Source organism: Streptomyces sp. TS71-3 (assembly GCF_018327685.1).
GTDB lineage: Bacteria > Actinomycetota > Actinomycetes > Streptomycetales > Streptomycetaceae > Streptomyces.
In genome coordinates, this window is record NZ_BNEL01000003.1 from 3,233,364 (window position 1) to 3,251,824 (window position 18,461).

Here is an 18,461-nt window from a genome sequence, read left to right on the forward strand (position 1 = left end):
CGCCCTCATCCCTCGCGGGTCAGCACGACCTCCAGGGTCCTGGGCCCGTGCACTCCCTCCACCCGGTCGAGTTCGATGTCGCTGGTGGCGGAGGGACCGGAGATCCAGGTGAGCGGGCGCGAGGGGTCCAGCCGGTCGAGGGCCTCGGGAACCGACGACACGACCTGGTCGGGCACGCGGACCACGCAGATGTGGTGGTCGGGGACGAGCGTGATGCGCCGGCGGCCCTGGTCGGGCGCGCCGTCCAGCACCAGGGTGCCGGTCTCGGCGATCGCCACCGCACACCCGGTGACCACGCTGTCCACCCGGTCGAGGCGGTGCGGCGTGTCGCCGGCGGCGTCGGGCACCTGCTCGGCCGGCTGGTCGGCCAGCCAGCCGGACGGCAGGCCGCTCGGCACCAGGACCGACGTGGAGCCCCGCTCGGCCAGCAGCCGCGCCAGCAGCCCCGGCAGCCCCGCGGTGTCCGTGCGGTGCACGAGCGCGCGGTAGTCCGCCAGGTTCTCGGCCAGCAGGTCCACGGTCTCGGCGGTCGTGCGCCGGCCGTGCCTGCGGTGGTAGCCGCGGCGCACGGCGGCCTCGTACGGCGCCTCGTCCTCCGGCACGTCCGCGAGAGCCCTGCGCACCCGGCCCAGGATCACGTCCCTGCTGCTCACTGCTGGTCCTCCCCGCGGTCGGCCGGGGCCGGCCGGCCCGCTTCCTGCTGCCGGGTGCGCCGCCACCATTCGCGGAACGGTTCCGGGGGCAGCGCCGGCAGATCCCGGGTCGCCGTCCACGCCCGTCCCGGTCCCGGCAGGGTGCGGGGCGTCAGGCGCCGGGCGCCGGACGCCAGGCGCTGGCCGGCGCGCAGGGCGCCCGGATGGCTGAACGCCCAGCGTGCGGCGCGCATCGCGGCGCGCTCCGCCGCGTGCCCGCGGGCCGGCCGGAGCGTCACCTTCGCACCCTGCCGGACCACGGGCCCGCCCTCGACGACGCGCTCCCGCAGGTGCACCAGGACTTCCGGGATGTCGATGGCGACCGGACAGACCTCGTAGCAGGCGCCGCAGAGCGAGGACGCGTACGGCAGCGACGCGTCGATCTCGCTGGCGGTGCCGCGCAACTGCGGGCTGAGGATCGCCCCGATCGGGCCCGGGTACACCGACCCGTAGGCGTGGCCGCCCGCGCGCTCGTACACCGGGCAGACGTTGAGGCAGGCGGAGCAGCGGATGCAGCGCAGGGCCTGCCTGCCCACCCGGTCGGCGAGGGTGTCCGTGCGGCCGTTGTCGAGCAGCACCAGGTGGAAGGTCCGCGGGCCGTCGTCGTCCCTGGTGCCGGTCCACATGGACGTGTAGGGGTTCATCCGCTCGGCCGTCGAGGAGCGCGGCAGGGTCTGGAGGAAGACCTCCATGTCCCGCCAGGTCGGCACCAGCTTCTCGATGCCGACCACCGAGATCAGGGTCTCGGGCAGCGTCAGGCACATCCGGCCGTTGCCCTCGGACTCGAAGACGACGAGCGTGCCGGTCTCGGCGACCATGAAGTTGGCGCCGGAGATGCCGACCTTGGCGCGCAGGAACTTCTCGCGCAGGTGGAGCCGGGCGGCCTCGGCCAGCTGGGCGGGCGTGTCGCTCAGCCCCTCGGGGGCGGGGCGGCCCCACTCGCTCATCTCCCGGGTGAAGATGTCCCGGATCTCGCCGCGGTTGCGGTGGATCGCGGGGACGAGTATGTGGGAGGGCCTGTCCTTGCCGAGCTGGACGATGAGTTCCGCGAGGTCGGTCTCGTAGGCGTGGATGCCCTCGGCCTCCAGGGCCTCGTTGAGACCGATCTCCTGGGTGGCCATCGACTTCACCTTGACGACGTCGCTCTCGCCGGTCGCCTTCACCAGGCCGGTGACGATGCGGTTGGCCTCGTCGGCGTCGGCCGCCCAGTGCACCACGCCGCCGGCGGCGGTCACCGCTTCCTCCATCTGGAGCAGGTAGCGGTCGAGGTGGCGCAGCGCCTGGTCCTTGATCTCCCGGCCGGCCTCGCGCAGCGCGGCCCAGTCGTCCAGCTCGGACACCGCACCGGCGCGTTTGGCACGGATGGTGTGCGTGGCGTACCGCAGGTTGCCGCGGAGCGTCTCGTTGGACAGCGCCTTTCTGGCGGCCGAGGGGAAGGCGGGCATTCCCACGAAGGTGCCGGTCATGCCAGGGCCTCCTCTTCGGTGCTCGCCAGGATCTCGGCGATGTGGACAGCGCGGGCGGGCCGGGCGGACGTGCCCAGCCGGGCCATGGTGCCGCCGATGTGCATCAGGCAGGAGTTGTCCGCGGCGCACAGCACGTCGGCCCCGGTCGACGCGGCGTTGCGCACCTTGTCGGCGCCCATGGCCGCGGAGACATCGGAGTTCTTCACCGCGAAGGTGCCCCCGAAACCGCAGCACTCCTCGGCACCGGGCAGCTCCACCAACTCCAGGCCCCGGACCGCGGACAGCAGCTGACGCGGCCGGTCGCCGAGGCGCAGCGAGCGCAGCCCGTGGCAGGTGGGGTGGTAGGTGACGGTGTGCGGGTAGTAGGCGCCGACGTCGGTCACGCCCAGCACGTCGACCAGGAACTCCGTGAGTTCGTAGGTCTTCGGCACGACGGGCGCGAGCTGCTCGGCGAGCGCGTCCCCGCGGCCCTCCGCGCGGGCCCGTTCGCCGAGGCGCGGGTACAGTTCCCGCACCATCGCCGCGCAGGACCCCGATGGCACCACGATCGCCTCGTAGTCCCTGAAGACATCGGAGAACTGCCGGGCCAGGGGTTCGGCCTCGTGCCGATATCCGGTGTTGTAGTGGGCCTGCCCGCAGCAGGTCTGCGCCATCGGGAAGTCCACCTCGACACCCAGCCTGGTCAGGAGTTTGACCACGGCGCGACCGGTGTCGGGATAGAGCGTGTCGTTGACGCACGTCAGGAACAGGGCGACACGCATCGCGGGATCCTCCACGGTGGTCATCGGATGGATTCGGACGGATGCAGACTACGCGTCGCCGCTCGGGGCGGCGCAACGGCGGGGGCGGGATCCGGGCGGATCACCATGCCGCCGCGTCCTGGCCGGCGGCGCGGTCCCATGCGGCCCGGTCGCCGGCCGGCTCGTACCGGGTGAGCTGCTGGGTGGCGGCGAGCAGGGCGCGCATCCCCGGCAGGTCGCCGACCAGGCCGCGGGCGCGCGCCTGGACGAGGACGTTGCCGAACGCGGCCGCCTCCGCGGGCCCCGCGACCACCGGCAGGCCGCAGGCGTCCGCGGTCAGCCGGCACAGCAGGGCGTTGCGGGCGCCGCCGCCGACGACGTGCACGACGTCCACATGCCTGCCCGAGAGGCGCTGGGCCTCCTCGATGGCGCGCCGGTGGGCGAGGGCGAGCGAGTCCAGGATGCAGCGGGTCACCTCCGCCCGGCTGGCCGGCACGGGGTGGCCGCGCTCGCGGCATGCGGTGGCGATGCGCCGCTCCATGCCGCCGGGCGCGAGGAACGCCGGATCCCCGGCGTCCACCACCCAGCGCAGTGCGGGCAGCGCCGCGGCCTCGCGCAGCAGCGGCTCCAGCGGGGGGTCGCCCCACTCCTTCAGGCACTCCTGGAGCAGCCAGAGGCCCATGATGTTGCGCAGGTAGCGCACCGTGCCGTCCAGGCCCAGCTCGTTGGTGAAGTTGGCCGCGCGGCTCTCCTCGCTGACCACCGGCGCATCGAGTTCGAGGCCCGCCAGGGACCAGGTGCCGGTGCACACGTAGGCGAAGGCTGCACCGTCCTGAGCGGGCACCGCGGCGACCGCGGACGCGGTGTCGTGCGAGCCGACCGCGGTGACCGGCACGGGACCGGCCATGCCCGTCTCGGCCAGCACGTCCGCGAGCAGCTGCCCCGCCGGGTCGCCGGGCCGGCGCAGCGGCGCGAAGAGTGAGAGGTCGATGCCGAGCCGCTCGGCCACCGGGTACGACCAGTCGCGGGTGCGCGGATCGATGAGCTGGGTGGTCGAGGCGTTGGTGAGCTCGGTGCCCGCCTCGCCGGTCAGCCAGTACGCGATCAGGTCGGGAATGAGCAGCAGCCGCCGGGCCGCGGCGAACTGCGCGCTGCCACGGGCCGCCACCAGCTGGTAGAGGGTGTTGAACGGGACGTGCTGCATCCCGGTCGCGGCGTACAGCTCCTCGGCCGGCACCGTCCGCCACACCCGCTCGGCCACCCCGTCGGTGCGGTCGTCGCGATAGTGCACCGGGTTGCCGAGCAGGGCGCCGTCGGCGTCCAGCAGGCCGTAGTCCACGGCCCAGCTGTCGATGCCGACCGAGTCGACGGGCCCGGCGGCCCGCAGCCCGTCCAGCACCCCGCCGTACAGCGCCAGGACGTCCCAGCGCAGCCCCTCGGGCAGGCGCAGCGGCCGGTTGGGGAAGCGGTGCGCCTGAGTGAGGGCCAGGCCCCCGGGCGCCCAGCGACCGCCGGGGGAGACCCGGCCGGTCATCACCCGCCCGCTGGAGGCGCCCAGGTCGACCGCGGCGCACACGAACGCACTCATCTCCGCCCGCTCACCCCCTGCCGGCCCGGCCGGCCGGGTCCCGGCGACGCGCCGTGCCGATCGGCCGGTCCGCCGTGCGGACGCCCGGCCCGTTCACCGCAGGAAGGCGGCCGCGACACCCGCGTCCACCGGGATGTGCAGGCCGGTCGTGTGCGACAGGTCGCCGCCGGTGAGCGCGAAGACGGCGTTCGCGACGTGCTCGGGCAGCACCTCGCGTTTGAGCAGGGTGCGCTGGGCGTAGAACTCGCCCAGCCGCTCCTCCGGAACCCCGTAGACCGCCGCGCGCTTGGCGCCCCAGCCGCCCGCGAAGATGCCCGAGCCGCGCACCACTGCGTCGGGGTTGATGCCGTTGACGCGGATGCCGTGCTCGCCCAGCTCGGCCGCGAGCAGCCGCACCTGGTGGGCCTGGTCGGCCTTGGTGGCGGAGTAGGCGATGTTGTTGGGACCGGCGAAGACGGCGTTCTTCGAGGTGATGTAGACGATGTCGCCGCCGAGGCCCTGCGCCGTCATCACCCGGGCGGCCTCGCGGGAGACCAGGAAGGAGCCGCGGGCCATGATGGCGTGTTGCAGGTCCCAGTCGTCGACCGTGGTCTCCAGCAGCGGCTTGGAGACGGAGATGCCGGCGTTGTTCACGACCAGGTCGAGCCCGCCGAAGGCGAGCACGGCCTGCCGTACGGCCGCCTGGATCTGCTCCTCGCTGGTGACGTCGGCGTGCACGGCCACCGCGGTGTCCGGGCCGCCCAGTTCGCGGGCGACGGCCTCGGCGCCGCCGGCGTTCACGTCGGCGACCACCACGCAGGCGCCCTCCGCGGCGAGCCGCCGCGCGGTCGCCCGGCCGATGCCCGAACCGGCGCCGGTCACCAGGGCGATCCGGGTCGCGAGCGGCTTCGGCGGGGGCATCCGCCGCAGCTTGGCCTCCTCCAGCGCCCAGTACTCGATGCGGAACTTCTCCGACTCCACGATGGGCTGGTACGAGGACACCGCCTCCGCGCCGTGCATCACATGGATGGCGTTCACGTAGAACTCGCCCGCCACCCGCGCGGTCTGCTTGTCCTTGCCGTAGCTGAACATGCCCACGCCCGGCACCAGCACGATCGCCGGGTCGGCGCCGCGCATCGGGGGCGAGTCGGGCCGGGCGTGTCGCGCGTAGTAGGCCGCGTACTCCCGGCGGTAGGCGGCGTGCAGCTCCTTCAGCCGTTCCACCGCCTCGTCCAGGGAGGCGGTGGGTGGCAGGTCGAGCACCAGCGGGCGGACCTTGGTGCGCAGGAAGTGGTCGGGGCAGGAGGTGCCGAGGGAGGCCAGGCGGGGATGCTCGGTCCGGGAGAGGAAGTCGAGCACCTCGGGGCTGTCGGTGTAGTGGCCCACCTGCGGGCGGTCCTGCGAGGCGAGGCCGCGGAGCACCGGGGCGAGCGCGGCGGCACGCTCCCGGCGCTCGGGCTCGGGCAGCGGCCGGTAGCCGTCCAGGACCGGCCCGAACGGCTCGGGCCTGCCGCGGTCCGCGAGGAACCGCTCCGCCGTGCGGATGATGTGCAGGGCGTTGCGCTCGCACTCCTCGGACGTGCTGCCCCAGGCGGTGATGCCGTGGCCGCCCAGGACGCAGCCGATGGCCTCGGGGTGGGCGTCGTGCACGGCCGCGATGTCCAGCCCCAGCTGGAAGCCGGGCCGGCGCCAGGGCACCCACACCACGCTCTCGCCGAAGCACTCGGCGGTGAGCTTCTCGCCGTCGGCGGCGCAGGCCAGGGCGATCCCGGAGTCGGGGTGCAGGTGGTCCACGTGCGGGGCGTCGACGAGGCCGTGCATCGCGGTGTCGATGGACGGCGCCGCCCCGCCCCTGCCGTGCAGGCAGTAGTCGAACGCGGCGACCATCTCGTCCTCGCGCTCCACCCCCGGGTAGACATCCCTGAGCGCCCGCAGCCGGTCGAGGCGGAGCACCGCGAGGCCCTGCTCGGTGAGGGTGCCCAGGTCGCCGCCGGAGCCCTTGACCCACATCAGCTCGGTCTCGCCGCCGGTGACGGGGTCGGTGGCGGTGCCCTTGGCGGAGGCGTTGCCGCCGGCGTAGTTGGTGTTGCGCGGGTCGGCGCCCAGCCGGTGGGAGCGGGTCAGCAGCTCGTCCACGCGTGGATGCCGCGCGGCCGCTGCCGGCGCGTCCGCGGTCTCCCCGGCGTCCCTGATCTCGCGGGTCATGGCCCTACGCCCCCCATCCGGCCTGCGTCCCGCCCACGCGGTCCGCGACGATGTGCTCCTGCCAGCCCGACGCACGGTAGGCCGCGAGCGGGTCCGGGTCGAGCCCGGCGTCGGTGCGCACCTCGGCGAGCAGCGGGCGCACATCCGTGTTGTACGCGTCCATCACCACCGCGTTCGCGCCCAGCACGTCGCCCGCGAGCTGCGCCTCCTTCAGCGCCTCGGCGTCCACCAGCAGGGCCTTCGCCGTCGCCTCCTGGACGTTCATCACCGAGCGGATGATCGCCGGGATCTTGGGCTCGATGTTGTGGCACTGGTCGAGCATGAAGGCGATCCCGGCGTCGAGGCCGCCGCCGCGCACCACCTCGTACATGATCCTGAAGAGCTGGAACGGGTCCGCCGCGCCCACCATCAGGTCGTCGTCCGCGTAGAAGCGGGAGTTGAAGTCGAAGCCGCCGAGCCTCTCCTCGCGGAGCAGGAAGGCGACGATGAACTCGATGTTGGTGCCCGGCGCGTGGTGCCCGGTGTCCACCACGACCTGCGCCTTCGGCCCGAGCTTCAGGCAGTGCGCGTAGGCGGTGCCCCAGTCCGGCACGTCGGTGGCGTAGAAGGCGGGCTCGAAGAGCTTGTACTCCAGCAGCATCCGCTGGCCGTCGCCCAGCCGCTCGTACACCGCGGCCAGGGCTTCGGCGAACCGGTCCTGGCGGGCGTGCAGGTCGTCCTGGCCCGGGTAGTTGGTGCCGTCGGAGAACCACAGCTTCAGGTCGCGCGAGCCGGTGGCGTCCATGATGTCGACGCACTCCAGCAGGTGGCCGAGCGCCTTGCGGCGGACGGCCGGGTCCGGGTTGGCGACGGAGCCGAGCTTGTAGTCGTCGTCCTGGAAGACGTTGGAGTTGATCGCCCCGAGCCCGAGGCCCCGCTCCTGTGCGTACGCCGCGAGGGCCGCGTAGTCGTCGACCCGGTCCCAGGGGATGTGGAGGGCCACCGTCGGCGCCACGCCGGTGTGCTCGTGGACCCGGGCGGCGTCGTCCAGCTTCTCCTGCGGGGTGCGGGGCACGCCTGGCTGGGCAAAAACCTTGAAGCGGGTGCCGGAGTTGCCGTAGGCCCAGGACGGTGTCTCGATGTGCTGGGCCGCCAGCGCCGCCTTCACGGTCGAGAGATCGGGCATGTGCCACCTCTGAAAACGATTCAATCCAATGTCAAGGAACTCTGGCCCTGATTGCGGCTGGCGTCAAGGCCCCGGAGTTTATGGATTGTTCATGGTGAGGTACGTGAAGGCGCTGCGCTCACCCTTGACGGGGCCTTCGTTGGAGGCTAGCTTCCCGGGCACTTGATTGAATCATTTCATGACAGTGGGCCCTGGACGCCGGCCCTGTCGGCTGCCGGCGGCGGACCCCGGCCGGGCTGCCCCGCGGGCTGGCGCGTCCGGCGCGGTCAGGTGGCCCGGGGCGGTCGGGGAGCCCGGGGCGGCCGCGGGCCGCCGGCGGTACGCCGCACCGCAGATCGCTCGTGGAGTGGAGTCGCAGCATGACCCGATCGGAGCCGGACGCCGTTCCGGTGCTCGCGCTGGAGGGGGTGAGCAAGTCCTTCGGTGCCGTGCGCGCGCTCAGGGACGTGTCCCTGCGGCTGTACGCGGGCGAGGTGCACGCCCTGGCGGGGGAGAACGGCGCGGGCAAGTCCACGCTCATCAAGACCCTGGCGGGGGTGCACCGCCCGGACGCCGGCACGGTGCTGCTGGACGGCAGCCCGGTCGTCCTGCACGGCCCGGCCGACGCCCGGGACGCCGGGGTGGCCGTGATCTACCAGGAACCCACCCTCTTTCCCGACCTGTCGGTGGCCGAGAACATCTTCATGGGCCGCCATCCGCGCCGCTCCCTGCGCCGGGTCGACCACCGGGCGGCGGGCACCGCGGCGGCGGAGCTGTTCACCCGCCTCGGCGTGCCGCTGGACCCCGACCAGCCCGCGCGCGGCCTGTCCATCGCCGACCAGCAGATCGTCGAGATAGCCAAGGCGCTCTCCTTCGACGCCCGCGTCCTGATCATGGACGAGCCCACCGCCGCCCTCACCGGCAGCGAGGTCGCCCGGCTCTTCGGGGTGGTGCGCGCCCTGCGCGAGCACGGCGCGGCCGTGCTGTTCATCTCGCACCGGCTGGAGGAGATCTTCCGGCTCTGCCAGCGGGTGACGACGCTGCGGGACGGCGCCGTGGTGGCCACCGATCCACTGGGCGAGTTCCAGGATCCGGCGGAGCACGCCGGCCAAGGCCCTGACGCCTCCACGCCGGCCCCGGGTGGCCTCACCGAGGACGCACTGGTGCGCCGGATGGTCGGCCGCGACCTCGACGAGCTGTACCCCAAGCAGGACACCCGGGTCGGCGAGGTCGCCCTCGACGTGCGGCGGCTGACCCGCGAAGGCGTCTTCACCGACGTGTCGTTCACCGTCCGGCACGGCGAGATCGTCGGTCTTGCGGGCCTCGTCGGCGCCGGCCGCAGCGAGGTGGCGCGGGCCGTGTTCGGCGTGGACCGCTGGGACGCGGGCTCGGTGCACGTGGACGGCAGGCCGCTCGTCAACGGCGCGCCGAGCACCGCGATGGCCGCGGGGCTCGCCCTCGTCCCCGAGGACCGCCGCGCACAGGGCCTGGTGATGGGCATGTCCATCGAGCGGAACATCAACCTGACCGCGCTGACCGCCCCCACCGGCCGCGACAGGACGGTCCGCGGCGGGCTGATGCACCGCGGCGCCGAGCGCAGCCGGGCCCTCGACTGGGCGGTGCGGCTCCAGGTGAGGTACGCGCGCCTGGCGGACGCCGTCGGCACCCTGTCCGGCGGCAACCAGCAGAAGGTCGTCCTCGCCAAGTGGCTGGCCACCGGGCCCCGGGTGCTGATCGTCGACGAGCCCACGCGCGGCATCGACGTGGGCACCAAGGCCGAGGTGCACCGGCTGCTGTCGGGGCTCGCCGCCGACGGGGTCGCGGTCCTGATGATCTCGTCCGACCTCCCCGAGATCCTCGGCATGGCCGACCGGGTGCTGGTGATGCACGAGGGCCGGCTGACCGCCGAGATCCCGAGAGCGGAGGCCACCGAGGAGTCGGTGATGGCCGCCGCGACCGGCCGGGACGCGGGGAGGGCGGCGGCGTGACGCTCACCCAGCGGCCTCCCGCGCCCGCCGCGGGCCGGGAACGCAGCGGCGCCACCCGGCTCGTGGACCGGGTCTTCCGGATGCGCGAACTCGCCATCTTCGTGGTCTTCCTGGTGATGATCGCGATCACCCAGGCAGGCAACAGCCACTTCCTGTCCGAACAGGGCGTCAAGGACCTGCTGCTGAACGCCACCATCCTGGTGCTGGTGGCCACCGGGCAGGCCCTGGTGGTGATCTCCCGCAACGTCGACCTGTCGGTCGGCTCCACCCTCGGCATCAGCGCCTTCGCCGCGGGCGACTACCTCCAGGGCGGCGGGGACTCCCTGCTCGCGCTGCTGCTGGCGGTCGCGCTCGGCGCCGGCTGCGGGCTGCTGAACGGCGCGCTCGTCAGCCTCGGCCAGGTGCCCGCGCTCGTGGTGACGCTGGGCACGCTGTATGTCATCCGCGGCGTGGACTCGATCTGGGTGGGCTCCCGGCAGATCACCGCCTCCGACCTGCCGGGCGGCTTCACCGACTTCGGCTCCGGCGGGCTCGGCGCGGTGCCCTACCTGGCGCTGATCGCCCTCGTCCTGGTGGCCGCCGTCGCGTACTACCTGCGGAACTTCAGCGGCGGCCGCGAGCTGTACGCGCTGGGTTCCAACCCCGAGGCCGCGCGGCTGGCCGGAATCCAGGTGCGCCGCAGGATCCTCACCGCGTACATCGCCTGCGGAGCGCTCGCCGGGCTCGCCGGCGCCCTCTACCTCGCCCGGTTCGGCAACGTCGACTCCGCCACGGGAAACGGCTACGAACTCACCGTCGTCAGTGCCGTCGTGGTCGGCGGCGTCGCTTTCACCGGCGGCTCCGGCAGCGCCTACGGCGCGGCACTCGGCGCGCTGCTGCTCACCTCGATCAACAGCGTGCTGCCCGCCCTCGGCGTCAGCTCCGTGTGGGTGCTCGCCATCAACGGCGTGCTGCTGGTTCTCGCCATCGCCGTGGACCGGGTGGTCGCCCTGCGCCTGGCCGCGGCCCTGAAGAAGAGGAACGCCCGCCATGGCTGACAGCTCCCCGAAGCGTGCCGTCCGCCCGAGCGACCCGCGCGACGCCCCGCCGCGGGACGGGACACGCCCTGAGATCGGGACACCCGCGCCGGGCGAGGGGCGGCCGCCGGGCGCCGGGGGCCTGCCGGGTGCCGTCCGAGGCGCCGGTGCCCTGCGCTGGGACGGCGTCGTGGGCGCGCTGCTCGTCGTCCTGCTGGTGCTCTCCTTCGCCTTCGTGGACGGCTTCGGAAACGCCCTCAACCTCTCGTTCCTGATCGGCAACACCCTGCCCATCGCGCTGATCGCGCTGCCGATGACGCTGCTGGTGGTGGCCGGCGAGATCGACCTGTCGGTGGCGTCGACGGCCGGGCTCAGCGGCGCCGTCATGGGCGCGCTGTGGAACGCCGGCATGGCCATCGAGACGATCATCCCGATCTGCCTGCTCCTCGGCGTCGTCTGCGGTCTGGTCAACGGCCTGCTGGTGACCCGGCTCGGGCTGCCCTCGCTCGCCGTCACCATCGGCACCCTCGCCGCGTACCGGGGTGTCGCGCAGATCGTCCTCGGCTCCGACGCCGTCACCGACTTCCCGGGCCAGTACCTGGACTTCGCCTCCGGCAGGATCGGCGGCAGCTTCGTGCCGTACACCTTCGTGCCGTTCCTGGTGCTGCTCGCCGTCGCCGTCGTGGTGCTGCACGTCACGCCGTTCGGCCGCGCTCTGTTCGCTATAGGCGCCAACGAGGAGGCCGCGCGGTTCGCCGGGATCCGCGTCAAGCGGCACAAGGTGTGGCTGTTCACGGCCACCGGGCTGATGTCCGCGCTCACCGGCGTCTTCTGGGCGCTGCACTACGCGAGCGCCCGGTACGACAACGCCACCGGCCTCGAACTCTCCGTCGTCGCCGCCGTGCTGCTCGGCGGCATCGACTTCGACGGCGGGCGGGGCACCCTCGGGGGCGCCATCGCCGGGGTCTTCCTGCTCGGCGGGCTCCAGAACGCCATGAGCCTGCTGAACGTCTCGGCGCAGTCCCAGATCGTGGTCACCGGTGTGCTGCTGGTCGTCTCCGTGCTCGGCCCGCGCGTCGCCCGGCAGATCGCCGCAAGGCCCGCCACCGTCCCCGCTCCGGGGACCGGGCACCTCCCGCACCACCTCCCAGGCACGTCCGAAAGGGACCGATGATGTTCTCTCCCGCACTGCGCCGCGCCGGCGTCGCATTCGCCGCGATCACCTCCCTCGCCCTGGCCTCCACGGCGTGCGGCGGCACCACCAAGGACTCGGTCGAGCACGACAGCTCGGGAAAGGCCGCGGGATCGGGTGCCAAGGCCGACCCGAACGCTGCCACCAAGAAGGGCCTGAAGGTCGCCTTCCTGCCCAAGCAGGTCAACAACCCGTACTTCACCGTCGCCGACAAGGGCGGCGAGAAGGCCCTCGGCCAACTCGGCTCCACCTACCGGGAGACCGGGCCGAACAGCGCCACCGACACGTCCGGCCAGGTCTCCTACGTCAACACCCTGACGCAGCAGCAGGTCGACGCCATGGCCGTGTCCGCGCAGGACCCGGGCGCGCTGTGCACCGCGCTGAAGCAGGCCATGAAGAACGGCATCAAGGTGGTGACCTACGACTCCGACACCAACCCCGACTGCCGCAACGTCTTCATCTCCCAGGCCAGTGCCGAGGCCATCGGCCGCACCCAGATCCAGCAGATCGCCAAGCAGATCGGCTACAAGGGCGAGATCGCGATCCTGTCGGCCGCGCAGACCGCGACCAACCAGAACACCTGGATCTCGTACATGAAGGACGAGCTGAAGAAGCCCCAGTACAAGAACGTGAAGCTGGTCAAGACCGCCTACGGCAACGACGACGCCCAGCAGTCCTTCCAGCAGACCCAGGGCCTCCTGCAGGAGCACCCGAAGCTCGCCGGGATCGTCTCCCCGACGACGGTCGGCATCAAGGCGGCCGCCCAGTACCTGTCCGGCTCCAAGTACAAGGGGAAGGTCCGCCTCACCGGCCTCGGCACCCCCAACGACATGCGCCAGTACGTGAAGAACGGCACCGTCGAGGCCTTCGAGCTGTGGGACCCCACCAAGCTGGGCGCCCTCGCCGCGCACGCCGCCGTGGCCCTGGCCTCCGGCCAGATCACCGGCGCGCAGGGCGAGACGCTGAAGGCCGGTGACATGGGCAGCTTCACCGTCGGCGCCAAGGGCGTGATCGACCTCGGCCAGCCGACCGTCTTCGACGCGAAGAACATCGACCAGTACAGGTTCTGAAGACGGCGCCGGCCTGTGACGGTCTCTTCGCACGACGCGGGGCGCATACGCTGACACCCAACCGGCCCGCGCCGCCCCCGCCCGCGCCGGGCCCACCGACGGCAGGACGGAGCAGGGACGAGACATGGTCGGCATCAAGGACGTGGCGCGGGACGCCGGGGTGTCGGTGGGCACCGTATCGAACGTGATCAACCGTCCCGATCTGGTGTCCGAGGAGACCCGCCGACGGGTGCAGTCCGTCATCGACCGCCTCGGCTACGTCCGCAGCGAGTCCGCGCGCCAGCTCAGGGCCGGGCACAGCCGCATCATGGCGCTGCTCGTGCTCGACATGGGCAACCCGTTCTTCGTGGACGTGGCACGCGGCGCCGAGCGCGCCGCCCGTGCGGCCGGTCTCGGCGTGATGGTCTGCAACAGCGCGCAGAACCCCGCGGAGGAGGCCGACTACCTCTCCCTCTTCGTCGAGCAGCGGGTCCGCGGCGTGCTGCTCACCCCTGCCGACGCGAGCGGCCGCAACATCGAGGCGTTCCGGCGGCACGGGATCCCCTTCGTGCTGGTGGACCGTGTCGCGGAGGGCACCACGGAGTGCTCCGTCTCCGTCGACGACGTCGAGGGCGGCGCGCTGGCCGTACGGCACCTCGTGGATGTGGGGCACCGCCGCATCGCCTATGTGAGCGGCCCGCCGGGGCTCAACCAGGTCAGGGACCGCCGGGTGGGCGCGCTGCGTGCCCTCGCCGAGGCCGGGCTGCCGCCCGAGACCCTGCACGAGCTGCCGACCGAACGCCTCGACGTCGCGGCCGGCCGGGACGCCGGCGCCCGGCTGCTGGGCCTCGCCGACCGCCCCACCGCGGTCTTCTGCGCCAACGACCTGCTGGCGCTCGGCGTGCTCCAGGCGATGTTCGCGGCCGGGGTCCCGGTCCCCGACGAGGTGGCCATCGTCGGCTACGACGACATCGAGTTCGCCGCCGCGGCCGCGGTCCCGCTGACCTCGGTGCGCCAGCCCGCGGTCACCATGGGAGCGATGGCCGCGGAACTCCTCCTGGAGGAGACGGAGACGGGTGGTGCGGGGGTTGCGGGCGAGGGGATGGCCGGTGGGGGAGTCGCGGGTGCGGGGGCAGAGGGGGCAGCGGGTGCGGGAGCTGGTGGTGCGGGCGTGACGGGTCACGCGCACCGGCGGGTGGTGCTCCAGCCGGAGCTGGTGGTGCGGAGGTCGAGCCTGCGGCCTCGCTGAGGGGGTCGGGGTTGCGGCTTCGGTGGGGGTCGGGCCTGTGGCCTCGCTGCGGAGGGTCGGGCTTGCGGCTTCAGGGGAGAGCCGAGTCCGCGGGTTCAACGGGGAGGGTCGGGCCTGCGGCTTCGGTGGCGGAGGCCGAGGCCCCGGCCTCGGTCGGTGAGCGGGCTTGGCTTGTCCCGACCGCCCGCTCGCGAGGCCCGGCCGAGGTCTCTTTCAGAAGGGCAAGCGACCGCTTAGTATGTCGTGGAGCCCGGATCGACGACCTTCCGTGGAGGCCTCTATGCCCCACATGCCGCCCATGCAGGCATGGCACGTGCACCACACCGGCGAGCCGCGCGAGGTGATGCGCCTCGCGGAGTCGGAGCCGCCGGTGCCGGGCGAGGGCCAGGTCCTGCTGAAGGTGCGCGCGGCGAGCGTCAACTTCCCCGACGCGCTGCTGTGCCGCGGCGAGTACCAGGTGCGCCCGCCACTGCCGTTCACCCCCGGGGTGGAGGTCTGCGGGACGACCGAGGACGGCCGGCGCGTCATCGCCACGTGCGCCCTGCCGCACGGCGGCTTCGCCGAGTACGCCCTCGCGGACGCCGCGGGACTGCTGCCGGCACCCGAAGCGCTCGACGACGCGCAGGCCGCCGCGCTGCTCATCGCGTACCAGACAGGCTGGTTCGGCCTGCACCGCAGGGCCGGGCTGCGGGCGGGCGAGACGCTGCTGGTGCACGCGGCCGCCGGCGGCGTCGGCAGCGCCGCCGTCCAGCTCGGCAAGGCCGCCGGCGCCCGGGTCGTCGGCGTCGTCGGAGGCCCCGCGAAGGCCGAGGCGGCCCGGAGGCTCGGGTGCGACCTGGTGATCGACCGGCACTCCGACGACGTGGTCGCCGCCGTCAAGGAGTACACGGGCGGCAAGGGCGCGGACGTGGTCTACGACCCGGTGGGCGGTGAGGCATACACCCAGTCCACCAAGTGCGTCGCCTTCGAGGGCCGGATCGTGGTGGTCGGCTTCAGCAGCGGCACCATCCCGAGCCCGGCCCTCGGCCACGTCCTGGTGAAGAACTACTCCGTCCTCGGCCTGCACTGGGGCCTGTACGCGGCCCGGTCCCCGAAGACGGTGCTGGAGTGCCACGACCGGCTCACCGCCCTGGTCGAGGAGGGCGCCGTCACCCCGCTGATCAGTGAACGGGTGCCGCTCACGGCCGCGGCCGACGCGGTCCAGCGGGTCGCGGACGGCACGACCACGGGGCGCGTGTGCGTCCTGCCCGCGGCGGCGGGCGAGGCCCTCGGCGCGGCGGACGGGGTGACGGCATGACCGACGCCGCCGAACTGCGCCGCCTCACCCGGGAGCTGCTGGCGGCGCACCCGCCGGCCACCACGGAGGACCGGGCCTTCCTGGAGGCCCGCTTCGACGCCGGACTCGCCTGGGTGCACTATCCCCAGGGGCTGGGCGGCCTCGGGGCCCCGCGCTCCCTCCAAGGCGTGGTCGACGCCGAGCTGGCCGCGGCGGGCGCGCCCGACAACAATCCGCGCCGCATCGGCATCGGCCTCGGGATGGCGGCGCCGACGATCCTCGCCTTCGGCACCGAGGAGCAGAAGAAGCGCTTCCTGCGGCCGCTGTGGACCGGTGAGGAGGTGTGGTGCCAGCTGTTCAGCGAGCCGGGCGCCGGCTCCGACCTCGCGGCGCTCGGCACCCGGGCGGTGCGTGATCTGGGAGGTGCCACGGCCGGCGGCGGTGCCGGTCACGGCGGCGGAGGTGCGGGCGGCGACGGCCCCGACACCGGCGGGGGCACGGGCCCCGCGTCCGGTTCGTGGATCGTGAACGGGCAGAAGGTGTGGACATCCGGGGCCCATCTCGCCCGGTGGGCCATCCTCGTCACCCGTACTGACCCCGAGGTGCCCAAGCACCGAGGCATGACGTACTTCATCTGCGACATGACCGCCCCCGGCGTCGAGGTGCGCCCGTTGCGGCAGATCACCGGCGAGGCCGAGTTCAACGAGGTCTTCCTGACCGACGTCCGCATCCCCGACGCACACCGCCTCGGGGCGGTCGGCGAGGGCTGGAAGGTCGCGCAGACGACCCTGATGAACGAGCGGGTCTCCATTGGCGGCTCCCGGCTGCCCCGCGAGGGCGGCATGATCGGCCTGGTCGCCGGTCTCTGGCGGCAGCGCCCCGAACTGCGCACCCACGACCTCCACCAGCGGCTGCTGACCCTCTGGGCGGAGGCGGAGGTCGCCCGCCTGACCGGTGAGCGGCTGCGGCAGCAGCTCGTGGCCGGGCATCCCGGTCCCGAGGGCTCCGGGATGAAGCTGGCGTTCGCCCGGCTCAACCAGGAGATCAGCGCCCTGGAGGTGGAACTCCTCGGCGAGGAGGGCCTGCTGTACGACGACTGGACGATGCGCCGCCCCGAACTGGTGGACTTCACCGGCCGTGAGGCGGGCTACCGCTATCTGCGCGCCAAGGGCAACAGCATCGAGGGCGGGACCAGCGAGATCCTGCTGAACATCATCGCGGAGCGCGTCCTCGGCCTGCCGCCGGAGCCGCGCACCGACAAGGACGTCGCCTGGAAGGACCTCGCCCGATGAGCACGCCGCACGAGACCGCCGGGAATCCGCTGCCCGCGGGCAGCAGCGTGCCCGCACGGCCGGAATCCGCTGGCGCGGCCGCAGCAACGGATAGCGTCCCGGCCACCGGACCCGGGAACGGCAGCACCGCCGACGGCTCGGCTCCCTACACGGCGGAAACCACGCCCGACCTGCTCTACACCGAAGAGGAGGAGGCCCTGCGCGCCACCGTGCGCCGCCTCCTCGCCGACCGCTGCGACGCCGCCGCGGTGCTCGCCCGCGCCGAGTCGGAGGCACCGCACGACCAGGAGGTCTGGACCGTCCTCGCGGCGGACATGGGCCTGGCCGGGCTGCTGGTGCCCGAACACCTCGGCGGCCAGGGGGCCACGCACCGCGAGGTGGCGGTCGTCCTGGAGGAACTGGGCCGTGCCGCCGCCCCAGTCCCTTTCCTGACCAGCGCGGTCCTGGCCACGGAGGCGCTCCTCGGGTGCCTGCCGGACGCGGCGGCCGACGGGCCGTCCGACGTGGGGTCCGACGGGCTGGGCACGGCCGACGGCTCCGTCGACGGCGCCGCGGCCGGACTGCTGAGGGAACTCGCCGCGGGCCACACCGTCGGAGTGCTCGCCGTGCCCCTGTCGACCGCGCCGACGGCGTCGTCGGGTGGGATGGGGCAGCGCGCCGGTGCCGCGCAGGGGGAGTCCGGCGCCCGGTTCGAGGACGGGACGCTGCACGGCCGGATCACCGGCGTCGCGGACGCCCTCGCCGCGGACGTCCTGCTCGTGCCCACCGAGGACGGCCTCTACGCGGTGCAGGCGGACGGGGACGGCGTCACCGCCACCGCCCGGACCTCGCTCGACCGGACACGTCCGCTCGCCGATGTGGCCCTCGCGGGGGCCTCCGGGAGCCTGCTCACCACCGACGCGGACGGTGCGGTGCGGCGTGCCCTCCTCGCGGGCGCCGCACTGCTCGCCTCCGAGCAACTCGGTGTCGCCGACTGGTGCCTGGTCGAAACCGTCGGCTACACGCGCGACCGGTACCAGTTCAACCGGCCCGTGGGCTCCTTCCAGGCGCTGAAGCACCGCCTCGCCCAGCTCTGGCTGGAGACCGTCCACGCTCGTGCCGCCGCGCGGAACGCCGCCGACGCCCTCGCGACCGGCAGCCCCGAGTCCCCCCTCGCCGCCTCGCTCGCCCAGTCCTACGCCTCGGGCGTCGCCGTCCACGCGGCCGAGGAGGCCCTCCAACTGCACGGCGGCATCGGCATGACCTGGGAACACCCCGTGCACCTCTACCTCAAACGCGCCAAGGCCGACTCCATCGCCCTCGGCACGGCGGGCCACCACCGCGAGAACCTTGGAGCGTTGACCGGCCTGACGGGGCCTCAGGAGATCTGAACGATCCGGTGGGCGGGCCGGCCGCCGAACGGGTGGCCGGATCGGCGGCCCAATCGGGGGCCGGCCGGTCTCCGAACCGGTGGTGGGGTCGGAGGCTGCGCCGGTGGCCGGACGGTGGTCGCACCGGGCCGTCACGACTGCCCGCCCGGCCCCACTCCCGTCGCAGGGGACGCCGCCATCGCGTGTGGCGGCACGCTCCCTTGGCGGAGGGCCGG

The 18,461-nt window shown here is 73.4% G+C and carries 14 protein-coding genes; 8 read left to right on the forward strand and 6 right to left on the reverse strand.

Annotated elements, in window-relative coordinates; all coding sequences use genetic code 11:
• Window positions 1–5: 5 nt before the first annotated feature.
• From Sm713_RS37600 to rhaI, 6 genes are all read right to left on the reverse strand, one after another.
• Window positions 6–653: an LUD domain-containing protein gene (locus Sm713_RS37600; protein WP_212914409.1), complete on the reverse strand. Its 648-nt coding sequence runs from the start codon at window positions 651–653 to the stop codon at window positions 6–8.
• Window positions 650–2,158 (reverse strand): lactate utilization protein B, encoded by a 1,509-nt coding sequence (locus Sm713_RS37605; RefSeq protein ID WP_212914410.1) that lies wholly within the window; start codon window positions 2,156–2,158, stop codon window positions 650–652. Before Sm713_RS37605 ends, Sm713_RS37600 begins: the two co-directional genes overlap by 4 nt.
• Window positions 2,155–2,919: a (Fe-S)-binding protein gene (locus Sm713_RS37610; RefSeq protein ID WP_212915103.1), complete on the reverse strand. Its 765-nt coding sequence runs from the start codon at window positions 2,917–2,919 to the stop codon at window positions 2,155–2,157. Before Sm713_RS37610 ends, Sm713_RS37605 begins: the two co-directional genes overlap by 4 nt.
• A gap of 100 nt (window positions 2,920–3,019) precedes the next feature.
• Entirely contained in the window at window positions 3,020–4,486 is a 1,467-nt protein-coding gene (locus Sm713_RS37615) for a rhamnulokinase family protein (protein ID WP_212914411.1), read from the reverse strand.
• A 93-nt stretch (window positions 4,487–4,579) separates the two neighbouring features.
• Complete coding sequence (locus Sm713_RS37620) at window positions 4,580–6,670, reverse strand: bifunctional aldolase/short-chain dehydrogenase (RefSeq protein WP_212914412.1); 2,091 nt, start codon at window positions 6,668–6,670, stop codon at window positions 4,580–4,582.
• Between the two features lie 4 nt (window positions 6,671–6,674).
• Entirely contained in the window at window positions 6,675–7,835 is a 1,161-nt protein-coding gene (gene rhaI, locus Sm713_RS37625) for an L-rhamnose isomerase (protein ID WP_212914413.1), read from the reverse strand.
• A 359-nt stretch (window positions 7,836–8,194) separates the two neighbouring features.
• Between rhaI and Sm713_RS37630 the strand changes: the two genes are divergently transcribed.
• From Sm713_RS37630 to Sm713_RS37665, 8 genes are all read left to right on the forward strand, one after another.
• On the forward strand, window positions 8,195–9,802 hold the full coding sequence (locus Sm713_RS37630; RefSeq protein WP_212914414.1) for a sugar ABC transporter ATP-binding protein: 1,608 nt from the start codon (window positions 8,195–8,197) through the stop codon (window positions 9,800–9,802).
• Window positions 9,799–10,839: an ABC transporter permease gene (locus Sm713_RS37635; RefSeq protein WP_249416937.1), complete on the forward strand. Its 1,041-nt coding sequence runs from the start codon at window positions 9,799–9,801 to the stop codon at window positions 10,837–10,839. Before Sm713_RS37630 ends, Sm713_RS37635 begins: the two co-directional genes overlap by 4 nt.
• Entirely contained in the window at window positions 10,832–11,992 is a 1,161-nt protein-coding gene (locus tag Sm713_RS37640) for an ABC transporter permease (protein WP_212914415.1), read from the forward strand. Before Sm713_RS37635 ends, Sm713_RS37640 begins: the two co-directional genes overlap by 8 nt.
• Window positions 11,992–13,080, forward strand: coding sequence for a rhamnose ABC transporter substrate-binding protein (rhaS, locus tag Sm713_RS37645; protein WP_212914416.1), 1,089 nt, complete (start codon window positions 11,992–11,994; stop codon window positions 13,078–13,080). The genes Sm713_RS37640 and rhaS overlap by 1 nt, the downstream gene beginning before the upstream one ends.
• Before the next feature lie 124 nt (window positions 13,081–13,204).
• Window positions 13,205–14,308, forward strand: coding sequence for a LacI family DNA-binding transcriptional regulator (locus tag Sm713_RS37650; RefSeq protein WP_212914417.1), 1,104 nt, complete (start codon window positions 13,205–13,207; stop codon window positions 14,306–14,308).
• A 298-nt stretch (window positions 14,309–14,606) separates the two neighbouring features.
• Window positions 14,607–15,605 carry an NADPH:quinone oxidoreductase family protein gene (locus tag Sm713_RS37655; protein ID WP_212915105.1) on the forward strand — a complete coding sequence of 333 codons (999 nt, stop codon included), beginning with the start codon at window positions 14,607–14,609 and terminating at the stop codon, window positions 15,603–15,605.
• Window positions 15,602–16,876: an acyl-CoA dehydrogenase family protein gene (locus Sm713_RS37660; RefSeq protein WP_212914418.1), complete on the forward strand. Its 1,275-nt coding sequence runs from the start codon at window positions 15,602–15,604 to the stop codon at window positions 16,874–16,876. The genes Sm713_RS37655 and Sm713_RS37660 overlap by 4 nt, the downstream gene beginning before the upstream one ends.
• Window positions 16,873–18,246: an acyl-CoA dehydrogenase family protein gene (locus Sm713_RS37665; RefSeq protein WP_212914419.1), complete on the forward strand. Its 1,374-nt coding sequence runs from the start codon at window positions 16,873–16,875 to the stop codon at window positions 18,244–18,246. Before Sm713_RS37660 ends, Sm713_RS37665 begins: the two co-directional genes overlap by 4 nt.
• Window positions 18,247–18,461 lie beyond the last annotated feature (215 nt).